An 18,301-nucleotide genomic window follows, 5' to 3' on the forward strand; every position below is an offset into this window, starting at 1 on the left:
AGGGACGCGGTCCGCTCCGCCCAAGCGGAATCGAGCGGAACAGACCGGAGGAGCGTTTATGACTTCCCGTATCGCCATCGTCACCGGAGCGGCCCGCGGCATCGGCCGGGGCATCGCGGAGCGGCTGGCGCAGGACGGCCTCGATGTCGCCGTCGCCGATCTGCCCGCCATGCGCGGGGAACTGGACGAGGTGGTGGCCGCCATCGAGAAGCAGGGCCGCCGGGCCCTCGCCGTGGAGACGGACGTGACGAGCAAGGAGCAGACCGACGCGCTCGTACGGGACGTGGCGGACCACTTCGGCAAGCTCGACGTCTTCGTCGCCAACGCCGGCATCGCCCGTGTCACGCCCCTGCTGGAGACCGAACTCGAGGAGTTCGAGCAGGTCATGGCCGTGAACCTGCGCGGTGTCTTCCTCTCCTACCAGGCCGCCGCGCGGCAGATGATCGCCCAGGGCTCGGGTGGAAAGATCATCGGCGCCGCCTCGATCGTCGCCTACCGCCCCTTCGCGCTGCTCGGCCCGTACTCCGCCTCCAAGTGGGGCGTTCGCGGTCTGACGCAGGCCGCCGCCATGGAGTGGGCGAAGCACGGCATCACCGTCAACGCCTACTGCCCCGGCATCGTCGGCACCGCCATGTGGGACCTGATCGACGAGAAGCTGGCGGAGGCGGAGGGCATCGCCAAGGGCCGGGCGATCAAGAAGCATGCGGAGGCGATCGCCCTCGGCCGGGTCGAGGAGCCCGCGGACGTCGCGTCCTTCGTCTCCTACCTGGCCTCGCCGGACTCCGACTACATGACCGGCCAGTCGGTGATGATCGACGGCGGTATCCAGTTCTCCTGACCCGCCCCGGGCTTTCGGCGCCGCTCGACAGCGCCGCGACGGCCGCACGCCACCGCCCTCCTCGGCCCCGTGCCCGAGGAGGGCGGCGGCGCGACCGCGGAACGGGACGGTGACCGGCGTCGGACCGCGCTCTTCGAGGTGGCCGGGGCCGCGTGCAGGCGAGCGCGGCCGCCGCGGCGCGATACAATCCGGACAAACGGAACGGTGTTCCGGCAGACGATACGGGGCACTGATCCGGTGAGCGAGGAGGAGCGCCCGTGAACGATGGTCCGGCGACTGGACGACGGCCCCGTCAAGCTGTCCGCGCCGACGCGCAGCGCAGCATCGACGCCCTGCTCACCGCGGCCGCCGAGGTGTTCGCCGCCTCCGGTGTGGACGCCCCGGTGCGGCAGATCACCGCCAAGGCGGGAGTCGGCGCGGGCACCCTCTACCGGCACTTCCCACAGCGCTCGGACCTCATCGCCGCCGTCTTCCGCCACGAAGTGGACGCCTGCGCCGACGCCGCCCCCTCCCTCACGGCCCAGTACGAGCCCGTCGAAGCGCTCGTCCGGTGGCTCCAGCGCTTCGCGGGCTTCATCGCCACCAAACGCGGACTCAGCGCCGCCCTGCACTCGGGGGACCCGGCCTACGACAGCCTGCCCTCCTACTTCCAGCAGCGCTTCAACCCCGTCCTCGGCGCACTCCTCGACGCCGCGGCGAAGACCGGTGAGATCCGCTCCGACGCCGACCCGGAGGAACTGCTGTACGCCGTCGCCGGCCTGACCCTGCCGGCCCAGGAAAGCGGCGGCGGCTACAACACCCAGCGCATGATCGCCCTGCTGGTCGACGGACTCCGCTACGGCGCCCGCACCGAGTCTTCCCGGTCGGCCTCCTGAGCCGCACGCTCCACCCGGCCTCGGTACTCCTCCCACCACGCCGAGTCGCCCGGCACCATGCTGTCGTTGCCCTCGCTCATCCCGACGGCACCGTCCATGAGCTCCCGGATGATGTCGGCGTGCCCGGCGTGCCGGTGCGTATCGGCGATCACCCGCACGACGGCATGATGCAACGTCACCTCGTTCCGGTGGCTCGGCCACCACGGCACCGTGCCGATCGTGTCCAGGGGCAGCGCGTCGATCGTGGCGTCCGCGTGCGCCCACGCCCGCCGGTAGAGCCCCACGACGTCCTCGCGTGACTCATCGGCGGTGGCCCACATGTCCGCGTTGGGCTCGGCACCGTCCTCCAGCCAGGGCAGCGGCTCGCCGGACGGCCGTCCGAAGGTGTCGCCGAGGTAGCCCAGCTCCACACTGGCCACGTGTTTCACCATGCCCAGGAGATTGGTGCCGGTCGGCGTGTGCGGGCGGCGGATGTCGTACTCCGAGAGTCCTTCGAGCTTCCACAGCAGGGCATCACGCGCGGACTGGAGGTAGAAGTGAAGGTCGGCCTTGGTATCGGGTGCGTTCATGGGGCCAGTCTGCCGGGGAATTGCGGTCAGGCGCCGACGTATGCGGCGAGATGGTGGCCGGTGAGGGTGGCCGGGGCGGTGACGAGGTCGGTGGGGGTGCCTTCGAAGACGACCCGGCCACCGTCGTGGCCGGCGCCGGGGCCGAGGTCGATGATCCAGTCGGCGTGTGCCATGACCGCCTGGTGGTGCTCGACGACGATGACCGACTTGCCGGAGTCCACCAGCCGGTCGAGCAGGCCGAGCAACTGCTCCACGTCGGCGAGATGCAGGCCGGCGGTCGGCTCGTCGAGTACGTAGATACCGCCCTTCTCGGCCATGTGGGTGGCCAGCTTGAGCCGCTGCCGTTCGCCGCCGGACAGTGTGGTGAGCGGCTGGCCGAGGGTGAGGTAGCCGAGTCCGACGTCGGCGAGCCGGGTGAGGACGCGGTGCGCGGCCGGCGTACGCGCCTCGCCGGCGCCGAAGAACTCCTCGGCCTCGGCCACCGACATCGCCAGCACCTCGCTGATGTCGCGGCCGCCGAGGAGGTGGTCCAGCACCGATGCCTGGAACCGCCGCCCCTCGCACTCCTCACAGGTGGTGGCGACACCGGCCATCATCGCCAGATCGGTGTAGAGGACACCGGCGCCGTTGCAGTCGGGGCAGGCGCCCTCGGAGTTGGCGCTGAACAGCGCCGGCTTCACCCCGTTGGCCTTCGCGAACGCCTTGCGGATCGGGTCGAGCAGTCCGGTGTAGGTGGCCGGGTTGCTCCGCCGTGAGCCGCGGATCGGGCTCTGGTCGACCGCGACCACCCCCGCGTCGGCGGGGATCGACCCGTGCACGAGCGAGCTCTTGCCGGAGCCCGCGACACCGGTGACCACGGTGAGCACCCCGAGCGGGATGTCGACGTCGACATCGCGCAGATTGTGCGCCGTCGCGCCGCGGATCCGCAGCGTGCCGGTGGGCGTCCGCACCGTCTCCTTGAGGGCGGCCCGGTCATCCAGATGGCGCCCGGTGACGGTGCCGGCCGTCCGCAGCCCCTCGACGGTGCCCTCGAAGCAGACGGTGCCACCCCCGGTACCGGCGCCGGGGCCGAGGTCGACGACGTGATCGGCGATCGCGATCACCTCCGGCTTGTGCTCCACGACGAGCACCGTGTTGCCCTTGTCCCGCAGCCGCAGCAGCAGGTCGTTCATCCGCTGGATGTCATGGGGGTGCAGGCCGGTGGTGGGCTCGTCGAAGACATAGGTGACGTCGGTGAGCGCGGAGCCGAGATGGCGGACCATCTTGACGCGCTGCGCCTCGCCGCCCGACAGCGTGCCCGACGGCCGGTCGAGCGAGAGATAGCCCAGACCGATCTCCACGAACGAGTCGAGGGTCTGTCGCAGCGTGGCGAGCAGCGGCGCCACCGACGGTGCGTCGAGGCCGTGGACCCATGCGGCCAGGTCCCTGATCTCCATCGCACAGGCGTCGGCGATGCTGATCCCCTCGATCTTCGACGAGCGGGCTCCCTCGCTGAGCCGGGTGCCGTCGCACTCGGGGCAGGTGGCGAAGGTGACCGCCCGCTCCACGAACGCCCGGATGTGCGGCTGCATCGCCTCCTTGTCCTTGGCCAAGAACGACTTGTGGATGCGCGGGATCAGCCCCTCGTAGGTCATGTTGATGCCCGCGATCTTCATCCGGGTCGCCTCGCGGTGCAGGAAGTCGTGCAGCTCCTTCGTGGTGTACGCGCTGATCGGCTTGTCCGGGTCGACGAGTCCCGACTCACTGTAGAGCCGGTGGTTCCAGCCGCCCGCCGTGTAGCCGGGGATGGTGAGCGCGCCCTCGTTGAGGGATTTCGAGGCGTCGTAGAGCTGGGTGAGGTCGATGTCGGAGACCGTGCCCCGGCCCTCGCAGCGCGTGCACATGCCGCCGGTGCGGTGGAAGGTCGCCTTCACCGCTTTCTTGGCGCCGCGCTCGACGGTGATCGCACCACTGGCCCGGACCGAGGGGACGTTGAAGGCGTACGCGCCGGGCGGGCCGATATGCGGCTGCCCGAGGCGGCTGAAGAGGATGCGCAGCATCGCGTTGGCATCGGTGGCGGTGCCGACCGTGGAGCGGGGGTCGGCCCCCATCCGCTGCTGGTCGACGGTGATCACGGTGGTCAGCCCGTCGAGGACGTCGACCTCGGGCCGCGCCAGGGTCGGCATGAAGCCCTGCACGAAGGCGCTGTAGGTCTCGTTGATCAGCCGCTGCGACTCCGCGGCGATGGTGTTGAACACCAGCGAGCTCTTGCCCGAGCCGGAGACCCCGGTGAACACCGTCAGCCGGCGCTTCGGGATCTCGACGGTGACGTCCTTGAGGTTGTTCTCGCGCGCGCCGTGCACACGGATCAGGTCGTGACCGTCGGCGATGTGCGGTGCGGGCGACCGCGTGTCCGTCCTCGTGGCTGTGCTCATCGTCTCCCCATCGGTCGGGCGGTACGTCTGGTTGTTCTGGTTCTTCTGGTTTCCGCGTCGGCGTCGGCGATCAGACTAGACGTGGCGCGGTGTCCGGTGCTTCTCCATTCCTGATCGGTCCGGTCACCCGTGGTCGGTGCTCGGCCGGACAGAACGGTCGGATATGTGTCATGGACGCGCCCGGTGCTGCCTCCCTAACGTCGTCACATGCTTCCCGAGACACCCGAGACACCCGAGACAGCCGAGACACCCGAGACACCCGGGACGGCCGGTGGCGCCCCGGAGCGCCACCTCATCCGCTTCAGCGGCCGAGCCGCGTTCACGCCGGAGGTCATCGTCCGCGCCGCGGGCACCTCGGTGTACACCGAGAGCGGTCGCGAACTGCTCGATTTCACCTCCGGTCAGATGAGCGCGATCCTCGGGCACTCGCACCCGGCGATCGTGGCGACGGTGCGCGAGCAGGTCGCCCTCCTCGACCACCTCCACAGCGGCATGCTCAGCCGCCCGGTCATCGAGCTCACGCGCCGGCTCGCCGAGACCGTGCCCGACCCGCTGGAGAAGGCGTTGCTCCTGACCACCGGGGCGGAGGCGAACGAGGCCGCGGTGCGGATGGCGAAACTCGTCACCGGTCGCCATGAGATCGTCTCGTTCGCCCGGTCCTGGCACGGCATGACCCAGGCCGCCGCGAACGCCACCTACAGCGCTGGGCGCAAGGGCTACGGACCCGCCGCGCCGGGCCACTTCGCGCTGCCGGTTCCGGACCGCTTCCATCCCGACGTCGTCGACGCCGATGGCTCGCTCGACTGGCGCCGCCAACTCGACCTGGGCTTCGACCTGATCGACGCCCAGTCGGTCGGCAGTCTCGCCGCATGCCTGGTCGAACCGATCCTCAGCTCCGGCGGCATCATCGAACTCCCGCCGGGCTATCTGGCCGCCCTGGCGCGGAAGTGCCGGGAACGGGACATGCTGTTGATCCTCGACGAGGCCCAGACCGGACTGTGCCGCACCGGCGACTGGTACGCCTTCCAGCACGACGGCGTCGTCCCGGACATCCTCACGCTGTCCAAGACGCTCGGCGCGGGGCTGCCATTGGCCGCGGTGCTGACCAGCCCGGAGATCGAGCAGCGGGCGTACGACCGGGGCTTTTTGTTCTTCACCACGCATGTCAACGACCCGTTGCCGGCCGCCGTCGGCAACACCGTCCTCGATGTGCTGGTCCGCGACCGCCTCGAGGAGCGTGCGCGCCGGCTCGGCACGACACTGCGCGGTCGGCTCGATGAGCTCGCCACCCGCCACGACATCGTCGGGGACGTCCGGGGCCGTGGGCTGCTGCTGGGCGTGGAACTGGTCGGCGACCAGGCTCTGGGCGCCGGTGGCGCCGACCGTTTGGGCGCTGCCGTCACCCGGCGCTGCTTCGAGCTGGGGCTGCACATGAACATCGTCCAGTTGCCCGGTATGGGAGGCACCTTCCGGATCGCGCCCCCGCTGACCGCGAGCGACGACGAGATCGCCCGCGGTGTCGCCATCCTCGACGAAGCGCTCACCGATGCCGTACGGGACCTCTGAAGCGACGCCGCGTTCGGGGTCCGGATGACAGAGGTCATGCGGACCCCGTCAGCGTCGCGGCACCTGCGACGGGGGTGCGGCATGACGGGCGACGAGTTCGTACGAGCGCACCCGGTCAGCCACCGCGTAGACGGGTGTGACCAGCATCAGTTCGTCCGCGCCGGTCGCGTCGGCCACGTCCGTCAGGCGCCGTACGACGGTCTCGGGTGTGCCGTACGCCTGGTGGGCCCCGAAAGCCGCCAGCGCCCGCCGCTCCTCCGGGGTGAACGGGTGCGCCGACGCCTGTGCGGGCGAGGGGAACGGGACCTCGCTGTGCCCCTTGAGGAGCCCGGCCTTGACGACGTTCATCGGACCGGCCAGCCGTATCGCTTCCTCCTGAGTCTCGGCGCACACGGTCTCCACGCACACCAGCACGCGGGGGCGTGCGCACCAGGGGGAGGGCGAGAAGTGCGCACGGTAATGGTCCAGCGCGGACAGGGTGTTGTCGGGGCGGATGTGATGGGCGAAGGCGAGCGGCAGACCCAGTCGCGCGGCGAGCGCGGCACCGGCGGTACTGGAGGAGAGCAGCCACGGCTCCGGGAGCGGACCGAGCGCCACCTCCTCGACCAGGAACCGCAGCGTCGCCGCCACGTCGTCCCGGTACTCGTCGTCCGTCGTCGGGCCGGCGCCGCGCCGCAGCGCTCGGGCGGTGGCCTCGTCGAAGGTGCCGGGACCACGGCCGATGCCCAGATCGATCCGGTCGGGATGCAGCGCGGCGAGGGTGCCGAACTGCTCCGCCAGCATGATGGGGGCGTGGTTGGGGGCGAGCACGCCTCCGGAGCCGAGCCGGATGTCCGAGGTCGACGCGGCCGCGTGGGCGGTCAGGACGACGGGTGGGAACGCGCCGATGGCGGGGGAGTGGTGGTGTTCGGCGTACCAGAGCCGCCGGTAGCCGAGGGCGTCCAGACGCCGGGCGAAGGTGGTGGTGTCGCGTAAGGTGTCCACGGCCTGTGTGCCGGTCTGGACCATGGCGACTTCCAGCGCGGAGAGCGGCAGCTCGATCATGCGGTCAGCATAGGGAGGAGCGGTCGCCTCGGGCAGCTGTTCGCTCGGCGACCGGCGGTCGGATGTCCCAGGGGCACCCTGGCGGCCTGCGGAAACGTACGCCGGGGGCCGCCCGACTAAAATTCGGAGCAGGGCGACAGGTTGAGTTCAGCCATGTGGAGGTCCCATGGATACCTGTCCGGATGGGGACCGTGACCTTCGTCCGTACGAGCTGGCGGTCGCGCGGTCGCTGCTGGGCGCGCGCAGCTGGGGCATGGTGATCACCGATCTGAGCTTGCGGGTTCTGCGCTCACACACGGCGTCGACCATGTTCGGCGACCGCGCCGTGCCCTGCGGGAGCCCGGTGCAGGACTTCTTCCCGGCCCAGGACACGGCCGAGGTGGAGCGCCACCTGCGGTGCGTGGCCGAGGAGGGCCATGAGCTGGCGGACTGGCGGGTGCCCTCGCCGATGCCGGCGGCCGCGGGACGGCCCCGGATCATCGCGCTGACCGCCCTCCGGCTGGAGGACGAGCAAGGGCGGCCGGTGGGGCTGGTGGTCTTCCTGGCCGACGCCTCCGAACGGTGGTACGCCCGTCACCGTCTGGAGCTGCTGCACCGGGCGGCGAACCGGATCGGCGGCTCGCTGGACGTCTCGCGGACCGCTCAGGACCTGGCGGATCTCCTGGCGCCCTCGATGGGCGATCTGTGCGCGGTCTTCCTGGCCCAGTCGGTCCTCGTCGGCGAGGTGCCGCCCGGGGTCGCCGGGCTGGAACGCAACCCGTTGCTGTGCGCGGCGGTGAGCCCGCGGGACGCCTGGCCGGAGACGATGATCTCGCCCGGCGCACGGCTGCCGACGCTGCCCGGACTTCCGGAGGTCCTGATGGTCATGCGCCAGGGGGAGGCGCGCATCCTCGACCGGCAGGAGCACGACCGCCTCTTCGCGGACCATCCCGCCCTGAGGGATGCCCTGATCGCGCCGACGGAGCGGGCGCAGCTGTCGACCGCCCTGTTCGCCCGTGGCAAGGCGCTGGGGAGCGTGTCGCTCTGGCGCACCGAGATGGAGTACCCGTTCGACGCGGAGGATTCCCGGCTCCTGCGGGAAATCGCCTCGCGGGCGGCGCTGAGCGTGGACAACGCCCGTCGGTTCACCCGTGAGCACCGCGCCGCGGTCACGTTGCAGTACAGTCTGCTGCCCCTCCAGTCCACGCGGGTCACCGGGGCGCGTACCTCCGGTGTCTACCTTCCCGCCAGTGGCGGTACCAGCCCCGGCGGTGACTGGTTCGACGTGATCCCCCTGTCCTCCATGCGCATCGCCATGGTCACCGGGGACGCCGCCGGTCACGGTGTGCAGGCCGCCACCATGATGGGCAGGCTGCGGGCCGCGGTGCGCACGCTGGCCAACCTCGACCTGCCGCCCGACGAGCTGCTCATCAACCTCGACGACCTGGTCCAGCAGGTCGCCGCGGAAGCCACCGACACCACGCACGGTGCGGACGGTGTCGGCGCGAGCTGTCTGTACGCCATCTACGACCCCGTGGCCGGGCGGTGCGCCATGGCGAGCGCGGGGCACCCCGCGCCCGCCGTGGCACGGCCGGGCGGGCAGGTCGAGTTCCTCGATCTCGACCCCGGCCCCCCGCTGGGCGTGGGTGGCCATCCGTTCGAGGTCACCGAGGTCGAGATCGAGCCCGGCAGTGTGCTGGCCCTCTACACCGACGGTCTGGTGGAACAGGGCGGCGGCGATGCCGGAGCCGGTAGGGAGCGGTTGCGGACGGCACTCGTCCAGGCCTGCGGGAGCTCGGCCTTCGACGTGGACAAGGAGTGCCGCCGGATCGTCGCCGAGCTGACACCGGCGGCGGCCGACGACGATGCGACCCTGTTGCTCGCCCACACCCATGCGATACCCGCCGACCGCACCGCCTGCTGGGAGTTCCCGGCGGATCCCGAGACGGTCACCCGGGCCCGCGCGCTGACCGTGCGGCAGCTGCACGATTGGGGGCTGGCGGAGCTGGCGTTCAGCACCGAGCTGGTCGTCAGCGAACTGATCACCAACGCCATCCGCTACGCGGGCGGCCCCATCCAGCTGGGCCTCATCCGCGACCGCGTCCTGACCTGCGAGGTCTCCGACGCCGGCACCAACCAGCCGCATCTGCGCCGGGCACGGCTCCTGGACGAGGGAGGCCGCGGGCTGTTTCTCGTCGCTCAGCTCACCACCCGATGGGGGAGCCGCTACCGCGTCGACGGAAAGACGATCTGGACAGAGCAGTCCCTGGCGTGACCAGTCGAACTCGTCGGATAGCGGCAGCGGGGTGCCCCAGCCCTACCGTTCGGCGGCCTGCGTCTGGTCGGAGGACTCCTGGTCGCCGTGGGTGACGCTCAGCCCGTAGATCGTGACCTCGCCGTAGTTGCCGTCGTCGCACGGTGCGGAGTTGTCGCAGTTGGCCTGTGTGTACGCGCCTGCCTTGAAGTAGCCGCCGGAGAAGCTCTTCGACAGCGTGGTCTGCAGTACGCCGTTGTAGTAGGCCCTGATCTTCTTGTCGCTGACCACGAACTTCGCCTGGAACCTGGTGCCGAGTTCGTAGTCGTCCGTCACCAGCTTGTGGTGGCTGTCGTCGCCGTCGGTGATGTAGAGCTTGCTGCCTTCCAGGCGGAACACCGAGACATCGTCGTCGGCGTCGTGGATCTGTCCGGCCACGACGTGGGGCTTGTCCTCGGGCAGCGCCGTGATGGCCTGGTCGATCACCATCGTGTGCTCGCCCGACGTCGATGACCAACTGGCCTGCGTCCGGCCCGAGTCCGTCATCTCCCGCAGCTCCGAGCGGGGGTAGCTGGAGCCGCTGGTGGTGACCCCGTTGACAGCGGCACGGAACCGCACCGCGTCGCAGTCCGGCGTCGCGGTGAACCACGGGTCGTTGGCGTACGTGGCGAGTTCGGGTTGCTTGACGTTGGTCGGCTTCTCGGCCTCGCCGATGGGCAGCCCGACATACCAATTGGTCAGATCCAGCACCTCGGCCGGGTAGTCACAGCCGCCGTCGCCGTCTCCGCCGCCGTTTCCGTTGTCGGGGCCGTTGACGGTGGTTTCGGTGATGCTGGTCCAGTCGTTGGAGGTGTTGCCGTGGCCGACGATGCGCAGATATCGGGCGGAGGCGTCGGTGAAGTCGTAGTTCTGTGGCTGCTGGGTGGTGCCGCTGCTGGTCTTTCGCCGCAGGGCGGTGGTCCATGACGATCCGTCGTCGGACAGCTGGACGTCGAAGGTGGTCTTTCTGGTGTCGCCCTTGTGCCAGGCGATGGACACCGAGCCGATGGTCTGGCGCGATCCGAGGTCGTAGCGGATCCACACCCCGTCGCCTTCGGCGGACCAGCGGGTGTCCAGGTCGTTGTCGAGCGTGTTGGCGGGGACGTTTCCGTCGTCCTCGCTGGCCGAGACTCCCGTGACGGCCACCGGGGAACCCGCCGCCGAGGCCACCGGGTGGTACGCCCCCGCGATCCCGAGGGCGAGCACTCCCCCTAGGAGCGCACGATGTATTCGTCTCATCAGACCTCACTTCGGTTGCGAAAGAACGCGCTGCCGGCTGTGCGGCGCCAGGCTGTCACGGGCGTGGCGGGACCCGTCCCGTGGACGGCGCACCATGGGGACGGCCCACGCCCGATCCGCGGCAGGCACAGGGGGAGATCAGGACTGGTCCGGTGTCGACGGTGTGACGACGGGAGGCTCCGGCTACCCGCGCGCCGAGCTGCGGGAGATGACCGACGGCGGGGAGGAGGAGGCCGGCTGGCCGACCACCGAGGGCACCCACACCCTCGTGGTCACCGAGGCGTGCCGGCGGCATCACGGTGCCGGGCCTGCCCGTCGCGGGCGGCCCGGCACCGCCGCGAACGCCGCGCAATCTCCATAAAGGTGAAGATTTCCGGAGTGGTGCGTGAATTCCCTTCTCAACGGCCAGGTCCGGCCGGTCCCCGGGCGCGTGCCGGGCCCGGTGCCGCCCTCGGAAGCGCCGTAACCGGTGTGGGGCGCTCCCCGTACGCAGTAAGTTCGGTCCGCGTGCCTGGTAACAGCAGGGGTTTGATCTCAGGCGAGGGGGTGCCGTCGTGCGGCGGGGGGAGAAAGTGGGCAAGTACCGGCTCACCAGGGGGCCCGTCGAGGGGGGAAGAGGCGCGGTCTGGTTCGCCGTCGACACGGAGCTGGGCAGACCGGTCGTTCTCAAACGTGCCCTGCTCGAGGACCACAGCACGGCCGACTTCGACGAGCTGCTGGCCGAAGCGCGCGCGCTGGCGAAGTTCAGCCACCCGCACGTGGTCACCCTCTACGACGCCGTCCGCGCGGGCAAGGGCAGGAAGGCCACGTTCTGGCTGGTGATGGAGCATGTCACCGGCGGGAGCCTGGACGTCCCGGTGAAGCTGGCCCCGGAACTCGCGGCGCACATCGGCGCGCAGATCGCGGGCGCGTTATCGGCCCTGCACGCCAAGGGCATCGTGCACTGCGACGTCAAGCCCGGCAATATCGTGATCACCCACGACAGAGTGGCCAAGCTGGCCGACTTCGGCGCCGCGTACCGGGTGGACGGCAGCGAGACCATCACGCCCAACGGGCCGATCAGCCTCACCCCGTGCTACGCCGCCCCCGAGGCGTTCCGGGGAGCGCCCGAACGAGCGTCCGATGTGTTCTCCCTCGGTGCCACCCTCTACTCGCTGGTGACGGGGACTCCGCCACTGCGCGGCGCCGGACGCGTGATCCGGATGGAGGCCATGAGCCCCCTGGTCGGGCCGCTCAGAGGGGTGCTCACCGCGATGCTCCAGCGCAACCCCGGGACCCGGCCCACCGCCGAAGAGGCGCGTGACGCCCTCGTGGAGATCGCGGGATCGCCGGACCGGTTCCCGCCCCTCCCGCTGACCTCGGTGACCACGCCCTGTACGGCCACCGTCGCGGCCGGCGAGGACCCGGTGGGAGGGCGGTGGCTGAGCCGGACGGCGAGCCTCGTCCGGCGCCGCCCGCTGCTGACGGCCGGTGCCGCCGCCGTCACGGCGCTGGCCGTCGCCGTCCCGTTCGCCGTGATGCGCCTGGGCGACGAAGCCGGGGACGACCAGGCCGCCCCGTCACCGCCCACGCCGACCAGCACCGACTTCATCGGCGACCCTCGGACGGCCGATCCCTGCGCCTTGCTGAACGCCGGCCTGTTCGACCGGTACGAGCAAGCCCAACTGGTCCGTGACTACGGCAACTTCAACCGGTGCGACATCGCCCTGAAGGAGCGCGGTGAGGAGGTCGTCGACGTCAGGGTGGAACTCGACGCCGACTCCCTGCCGGAGGGCGTGACGAGGAGGACCACGGGCCGGGTCACCGTCGTGCGGCGCGCCGCCGAGCACGACGAGTGCGAGCGCGCCCTGGCGGTGACCGGCGCCCGCGACAACAGCCTCCGGGTCACCGCGGCCGCGCGCCGGCCGGCCGAGGTCAAGGAGCCGCTGTGCGACACCGCCGACGTCGCCACGGGACGCGCGGTCACGGTGCTCAACCGCGGTGCGATCCCCCGGCGCTCCCCGGGCTTCGCGCCCGATTCACTGGCGCACCAGGACGCGTGCACCTTGCTCGACGTCAAGGCGCTGGAGAAGGTGCCCGGTGTCGACGCCCGGGAGCCGGACGTGGGATACGGCCGCTGGCAGTGCCAGTGGAAGAGCACCACCAGCGATGTCGAGGTGGATCTGCGCTTCGACCAGGGTGGTCTGCCGAACGACAAGGACGCCCGGTCGACCAGGCTCAGCGGTCACCAGGCCATCGTCCTGCCGGCGAACGAGGGCCCGGGGACCTGCCGTGTCGAGGTGGTCCACCGTGAGTACACCGGTGTGGACCGGGTGACGGGGACCGAGCGGGTGGCCGTCGTCATCAAGGGGGCGGGCGCCAAGGGCCGGTCCTGCGAGCTGGCCACCGACCTCGCCGGGTCGGCCGCGGCCGCCCTGCCGCCGGTCTGACGGCCGGCCTCATCCGCTTTCCGCGCCGGGTGCGTGCCCCGGCCGACGGCCGGGGCACGCGGCGGCGGTTGTCTCAGGCGTCGAGGACCAGGGAGTCGTCCTCGGTACGGGCGCCGGGGAGCCGGTGCCGGGCGGCGATCAGGGCGGCGTCCACATCGCGGGTGCCGGTGACGACGCACAGCGTGTAGGCGACATCGGCAAGCCGCTGCCGCGCCTCCGGGCCACCGTCCGCGGCGTCCAGGGCTCGCAGGGTCTCGTAACTGCGGATGAGGTCGGTCAGCACCGCGGGATGGGCCATGAGCATGGCAAGCTCCCCTTCTTCGTCAGGTGGCGTGGTACGTGAAGTGGCGTCGCATGTGCCGTGGCGGCGGTGTCGCCGCCCGGACGGGGGTCAGGCGGCGACCGGGACCTGCTCGGTCTGCGGCTCGGCCTCGACCTGGTCACGGATCGTGCGGCAGCTGCGGGAGATGAGGCGGGAGACGTGCATCTGGGAGATGCCCAGTTCCTCGGCGATACTGGATTGGGTCATATCGCGGAAGAAGCGCAGATACAGGATGTGCTGCTCCCGCTCCGGCAGCCGGTGCAGGCAGGGCTTGACCGCTTCCCGGGCGATGACCGTCTCGTAGCGGGCCTCGGGCCGGCCGAGGGTGTCGGCCAGGGAGTAGCCGTCGTCCGCGCCGGCGAGCTCGGCGTCCAGGGACAGGGAACGGAAGCTGTCGATGGCCTCCATGCCGGTGAGCACGTCCTCCTCGCTCATGCCGGCGGCTTCGGCGACCTGCGCCACGGTGGGGGAGTGGCCGGCGCCTTCCGCCGTGGCCAGTTCCTTGATGGTGACGCGGACCTTGTTGCGCAGCTCCTGCACCCGCCGGGGAACGTGCAGGTCCCAGGCGCAGTCGCGGAAGTGCCGCTTGAGCTCCCCGACGATGGTGGGAATGGCGTACGGCTGGAACGCGCCGCCGCGCCGCGGATCGTAGCGGTCGACGGCCTTGACCAGGCCGAGGGCGGCGACCTGCTCCAGGTCCTCCAGGTTCTCCCCGCGGTTGCGGTAGCGGCGGGCCAGGCGGTGGGCCATCGGCAGCCATGCTTCGACCAGCTTCTCGGCCAGAGCCTCCCGCTCGGGTCCGTCAGGCATGGCGGCCAGCCGCTCGAAGTCGGCCGCGGTGTCTGGGGTGTCGTCGTGACGGCGGCGGGCGTCTGCGCGAGTGGCGCTCATCGAGGTTCCTCTCCTCCCTGCTTTGTCGGTGTACAGCAGAGCGGGAGGCCGGCACGGCGCGTCTGGGGCCCGCAGCGCGTGGCGCGCGGCTCCCGCCTGGTGTGCCTGCTTTCCGAAGCACCTCGGTCAGCCACCCTTCTAACCGGGCTCACCGGCCTCAAACCATCACGGTTCCAGCTCCGCGCAATCCCGTCCCGGCGGGTTTGCGGGAGCGTGTGCCTGGTAAGACGGGCCGTACCGGCAGGTTGAGCCAACAGCCTCCGGTGCCATGAGGAGACCTGCCTCAGCCGCGCACGCACTCCTCGATCACGGAGGCGACCTGCTCGGTCGCCGGCGAGTTGCGCTGTGCCCGGCGGGCCAGGGCGAGATCGACGGACTCCGTTTCGGTGAGGGGCATGTAGATCACACCGTCGAGCCGCAGGCTCTGCACCGACTGCGGCACCAGCGCCACGCCGTGCCCGGCGGCGACGAAGACGACCAGCGTGGCCGTCTCGCCGACCTCGACGAGCGAGGCGGGCTGGAAGCCGGCCCGGCCGCAGGCGGACAGGACGCGGTCGTACATGGAGGACCGGGGCTGTGCGGGGTGGATGACGAACGGCTCGTCGGCCAGGTCCCCCAGCGAGACGTGCCGGCCCGTGGCCAGCGGATGGCCGGCCGGCAGGACGGCCACCAGCCGCTCGGAGCGCAGCGGTGTGAGGTGCAGCCCCTCGATGCTCGCGGTGCCGGAGCGGAACACCGCCAGGTCGTAGGAGCCGGTGAGCAGACCGTCGACGAGCTGCGGGGTGAGGAGCTCGCCGTGCAGGTCCAGGGTGATGTCCGGCAGCCGCGCCCGTACGGCTCGGGCGACGTGGGGGAGCACGTCGTAGGTGGCGGTGCCGATGAAGCCGACCGAGACCCGGCCCGCGCGGCCGGTGGCCAGCTCCGCCATATGGGTGCGCGCGCGCTCGGCCTCGGCCACCAGGGCGCGCGCGTACCCGGTCAGGTGCCGGCCGGCCTCGGTGAGCTCGACCTGCCGGGTGGACCGGTGGAACAGGGCGGTGCCCAGCTCCCGCTCCAGATGCTTGATCTGTTGCGAGAGGGCCGGCTGCGCGACGTGCAGGCGTGCCGCCGCCCGGCCGAAGTGGCACTCCTCGGCGAGAGCGAGGAAGTAGCGGACCTGGCGAAGTTCCATACCCGCATCCTATAAGAAGCGCTTATCAATCAAGGTCGACTAGGTCTTGGACGTGATGGAGCGGGCGACTCTACCGTGGGAGCGTGACCGACAGTTACGTCTACGCAGCGGCAAGAACACCCTTCGGACGGTTCTCGGGCGCCCTCGCCGGCGTCCGGCCCGACGACCTCGCGGCCCTGGCCATCAGCGGGACCCTGGCCAAGGTACCGGGGCTCGATCCGGGAGAGATCGGCGACGTCGTCTGGGGGAACGCCAACGGCGCCGGCGAGGACAACCGCAACGTCGGCCGGATGGCCGTGCTCCTGGCCGGACTGCCCACCTCGGTACCCGCCACGACCGTCAACCGGCTGTGCGGATCCTCCCTGGACGCGGCGATCATCGCGTCCCGCACCATCGAGACCGGCGACGCCGACATCGTGCTCACCGGCGGTGTGGAATCGATGACCCGGGCCCCCTGGGTCCTGCCCAAGCCCACCCGTGCCTTCCCCGCCGGGGATGTGACCGCCGTCTCCACCACGCTCGGCTGGCGGCTGGTCAACGAGCGCATGCCCAAGGAGTGGACGGTCTCCCTGGGCGAGGCCAATGAGCAGCTCGCCGACCGGTTCGGGATACCCCGGGAGCGCCAGGACGAGTTCGCGGCCCGCTCCCACAACCTCGCCGACGACGCCTGGAACGCCGGTTTCTACGACGACCTCGTGGTGCCGGTGGAGGTGGACGGCAAGGGCGGCACCCTCGACCGGGACGAGGGCATCCGGCCCGGATCGACTCCGCAGAAGCTGGCCGGTCTCAAGCCGGTGTTCCGCCCCGACGGTGTGATCACGGCGGGCAACGCCTCACCGCTGAGCGACGGCGCTTCGGCCGTGCTGCTCGGCTCGGGGGCGGCCGCGGAGCGCATCGGGGCCGATCCGCTGGCCCGTATCGCGGGCCGCGGGGTGTCCGCGCTGGATCCGCAGATGTTCGGCTTCGCCCCCGTGGAGGCGGCGAACCGGGCGCTGAGGAGCGCGGGCATCTCCTGGACCGATGTCCAGGCGGTGGAGCTGAACGAGGCGTTCGCCGTGCAGTCACTGGCCTGTGTGGACGCCTGGGAGATCGACCCGGAGACGGTGAACGCCAAGGGCGGTGCCATCGCGCTCGGCCATCCGCTGGGCGCATCCGGCGGCAGGATCCTGGGCACGCTGGCCCACCGGCTTCGGGAGTCCGGCGGGCGGTGGGGCGTCGCGGCCATCTGCATCGGCGTGGGCCAGGCCCTCGCCGTCGTCCTCGAGAACGTCACGGAGAAGAGTCGATGACCACACAGCTGTGTGCCAACGCCGACGAGGCGGTGGCCGGAATCGAGGACGGCTCGACGGTGCTCGTCGGCGGCTTCGGGATGGCCGGGATGCCGGTCGACCTGATCGACGCGCTCATCCGTCAGGGGGCCAAGGACCTGACCGTCGTGTCCAACAACGCCGGCAACGGCGACACCGGGCTCGCCGCGCTGCTGGCGAAGGGACGGGTCCGCAAGGTGATCTGCTCCTTCCCCCGCCAGTCCGACTCCTGGGTCTTCGACGACCTGTACCGGTCCGGCAGGATCGAACTGGAAGTGGTGCCGCAGGGCAACCTCGCGGAGCGGATGCGGGCGGCCGGCGCCGGTATCGGAGCCTTCTTCTGCCCCACCGGCGTCGGCACGCTGCTGGCCGAGGGCAAGGAGACGCGCGAGATCGACGGCCGCACCTATGTGCTGGAGTACCCGATCAAGGGCGATGTGGCGCTGATCGGCGCCCAGCGGGCCGACCGCATGGGCAACCTCGTCTACCGCAAGACCGCTCGCAACTTCGGCCCGGTCATGGCCACCGCCGCGACCACCGTGATCGCGCAGGTCCGCGAGATCGTCGAGACCGGCACGATCGATCCCGAGACCGTCGTGACCCCGAGCATCTATGTCGACCGCGTGGTGAAGGAGGCGAAGACCGCATGAACCCGACCAGCCGGCCCACGGACACCGAGCGCGGTCCTCTGGGCAAGCACGACATCGCCGCCCTCGTGGCACGCGACATCCCCCAGGGGGCGTTCGTCAACCTGGGCATCGGTCAGCCGACACTCGTCGCCGACCATCTGCCGGCCGACTCCGGTGTGGTGCTCCACACCGAGAACGGCATGCTCAACATGGGGCCCGCCGCCAAGGACGACGAGATCGACCCGGACCTCATCAACGCGGGCAAGATCCCGGTGACCGAACTGCCCGGAGCGGCCTACTTCCACCACGCCGACTCGTTCGCCATGATGCGCGGCGGCCACCTCGACGTCTGCGTACTGGGCGCCTTCCAGGTGTCCGCCGGCGGGGACCTGGCCAACTGGCACACCGGCGCACCCGACGCCATCCCCGCCGTCGGCGGGGCCATGGACCTGGCGGTCGGGGCCAAGAAGGTCTACGTGATGATGACGCTGTTCACCAAGACCGGCGAGCCGAAGCTGGTGCCCGCGTGCACCTACCCGCTGACCGGCCTCGGCTGCGTCGACCGCGTCTACACCGACCTCGCGGTATTCGAGATCACCTCGCGGGGCGTCACCGTGCTGGAGACCTTCGGTACCACCTTCGAGGAGCTCGCGGACCGGCTGGAGGTACCGCTCATCCGCGCCCAGGCGCCCGTGGCGTAGGCCGGGGCCGCACCCGCGAACGGCGCCGGCCGGT

The 18,301-nt window shown here is 70.9% G+C and carries 16 protein-coding genes; 9 read left to right on the plus strand and 7 right to left on the minus strand.

The annotated features are described in order from the left end of the window. The first annotated feature begins 58 nt into the window (after positions 1–58). Positions 59–838 (plus strand): acetoin reductase, encoded by a 780-nt coding sequence (locus tag N6H00_RS36960; RefSeq protein ID WP_268976243.1) that lies wholly within the window; start codon positions 59–61, stop codon positions 836–838. Positions 839–1,095: 257 nt separating this feature from the next. Next, positions 1,096–1,713 carry a TetR/AcrR family transcriptional regulator gene (locus N6H00_RS36965; protein ID WP_268976244.1) on the plus strand — a complete coding sequence of 206 codons (618 nt, stop codon included), beginning with the start codon at positions 1,096–1,098 and terminating at the stop codon, positions 1,711–1,713. Here the strand turns inward: N6H00_RS36965 and N6H00_RS36970 are convergent. Further along, complete coding sequence (locus N6H00_RS36970; protein ID WP_268976245.1) at positions 1,674–2,282, minus strand: DinB family protein; 609 nt, start codon at positions 2,280–2,282, stop codon at positions 1,674–1,676. The two genes, N6H00_RS36965 and N6H00_RS36970, sit on opposite strands and share 40 nt — an antisense overlap. Positions 2,283–2,308: 26 nt before the next feature. Next, a complete protein-coding gene (locus tag N6H00_RS36975) occupies positions 2,309–4,696 on the minus strand; it encodes an excinuclease ABC subunit UvrA (RefSeq protein WP_268976246.1) in 2,388 nt (795 codons plus the stop codon). A 207-nt stretch (positions 4,697–4,903) separates the two neighbouring features. Between N6H00_RS36975 and N6H00_RS36980 the strand changes: the two genes are divergently transcribed. Continuing rightward, positions 4,904–6,262: an aspartate aminotransferase family protein gene (locus N6H00_RS36980; RefSeq protein WP_268976247.1), complete on the plus strand. Its 1,359-nt coding sequence runs from the start codon at positions 4,904–4,906 to the stop codon at positions 6,260–6,262. Between the two features lie 48 nt (positions 6,263–6,310). Here N6H00_RS36980 and N6H00_RS36985 read toward each other — a convergent pair whose 3' ends face one another. Then, positions 6,311–7,306 carry an LLM class flavin-dependent oxidoreductase gene (locus N6H00_RS36985; RefSeq protein ID WP_268976248.1) on the minus strand — a complete coding sequence of 332 codons (996 nt, stop codon included), beginning with the start codon at positions 7,304–7,306 and terminating at the stop codon, positions 6,311–6,313. Positions 7,307–7,472: 166 nt separating this feature from the next. On the opposite strand from N6H00_RS36985, the gene N6H00_RS36990 reads away from it, so the two are divergent. Next, positions 7,473–9,560 carry a SpoIIE family protein phosphatase gene (locus N6H00_RS36990; RefSeq protein ID WP_268976249.1) on the plus strand — a complete coding sequence of 696 codons (2,088 nt, stop codon included), beginning with the start codon at positions 7,473–7,475 and terminating at the stop codon, positions 9,558–9,560. A gap of 42 nt (positions 9,561–9,602) precedes the next feature. Here N6H00_RS36990 and N6H00_RS36995 read toward each other — a convergent pair whose 3' ends face one another. After that, complete coding sequence (locus N6H00_RS36995; protein ID WP_268976250.1) at positions 9,603–10,817, minus strand: polysaccharide lyase family 7 protein; 1,215 nt, start codon at positions 10,815–10,817, stop codon at positions 9,603–9,605. A gap of 163 nt (positions 10,818–10,980) precedes the next feature. Between N6H00_RS36995 and N6H00_RS37000 the strand changes: the two genes are divergently transcribed. Then, the gene (locus tag N6H00_RS37000; RefSeq protein WP_268976251.1) at positions 10,981–11,178 is read left to right on the plus strand and encodes a hypothetical protein; all 198 of its coding nucleotides are present in this window, start codon (positions 10,981–10,983) and stop codon (positions 11,176–11,178) included. A 211-nt stretch (positions 11,179–11,389) separates the two neighbouring features. Further along, positions 11,390–13,246: a serine/threonine-protein kinase gene (locus N6H00_RS37005; protein WP_268976252.1), complete on the plus strand. Its 1,857-nt coding sequence runs from the start codon at positions 11,390–11,392 to the stop codon at positions 13,244–13,246. 73 nt (positions 13,247–13,319) lie between these two features. On the opposite strand, the gene N6H00_RS37010 is transcribed toward N6H00_RS37005, so the two are convergent. From N6H00_RS37010 to N6H00_RS37020, 3 genes are all read right to left on the minus strand, one after another. Beyond that, complete coding sequence (locus tag N6H00_RS37010; RefSeq protein WP_268976253.1) at positions 13,320–13,550, minus strand: DUF5133 domain-containing protein; 231 nt, start codon at positions 13,548–13,550, stop codon at positions 13,320–13,322. A gap of 87 nt (positions 13,551–13,637) precedes the next feature. After that, entirely contained in the window at positions 13,638–14,459 is an 822-nt protein-coding gene (locus N6H00_RS37015) for a SigB/SigF/SigG family RNA polymerase sigma factor (protein WP_268976254.1), read from the minus strand. 283 nt (positions 14,460–14,742) lie between these two features. Next, entirely contained in the window at positions 14,743–15,630 is an 888-nt protein-coding gene (locus tag N6H00_RS37020) for a LysR substrate-binding domain-containing protein (protein WP_268976255.1), read from the minus strand. Positions 15,631–15,713: 83 nt separating this feature from the next. On the opposite strand from N6H00_RS37020, the gene N6H00_RS37025 reads away from it, so the two are divergent. The 3 genes from N6H00_RS37025 to N6H00_RS37035 are packed head-to-tail and all read left to right on the plus strand — an operon-like array spanning position 15,714 to position 18,267. Next, positions 15,714–16,919: a thiolase family protein gene (locus tag N6H00_RS37025; protein ID WP_268976256.1), complete on the plus strand. Its 1,206-nt coding sequence runs from the start codon at positions 15,714–15,716 to the stop codon at positions 16,917–16,919. Then, positions 16,916–17,587: a 3-oxoacid CoA-transferase subunit A gene (locus tag N6H00_RS37030; protein WP_268976257.1), complete on the plus strand. Its 672-nt coding sequence runs from the start codon at positions 16,916–16,918 to the stop codon at positions 17,585–17,587. The genes N6H00_RS37025 and N6H00_RS37030 overlap by 4 nt, the downstream gene beginning before the upstream one ends. After that, positions 17,584–18,267: a 3-oxoacid CoA-transferase subunit B gene (locus tag N6H00_RS37035; RefSeq protein WP_268976258.1), complete on the plus strand. Its 684-nt coding sequence runs from the start codon at positions 17,584–17,586 to the stop codon at positions 18,265–18,267. Before N6H00_RS37030 ends, N6H00_RS37035 begins: the two co-directional genes overlap by 4 nt. Positions 18,268–18,301: the final 34 nt, after the last annotated feature.

It is taken from the genome of Streptomyces sp. S465, from assembly GCF_026898115.1.
Taxonomy (GTDB): Bacteria; Actinomycetota; Actinomycetes; order Streptomycetales; family Streptomycetaceae; genus Streptomyces; species Streptomyces luomodiensis.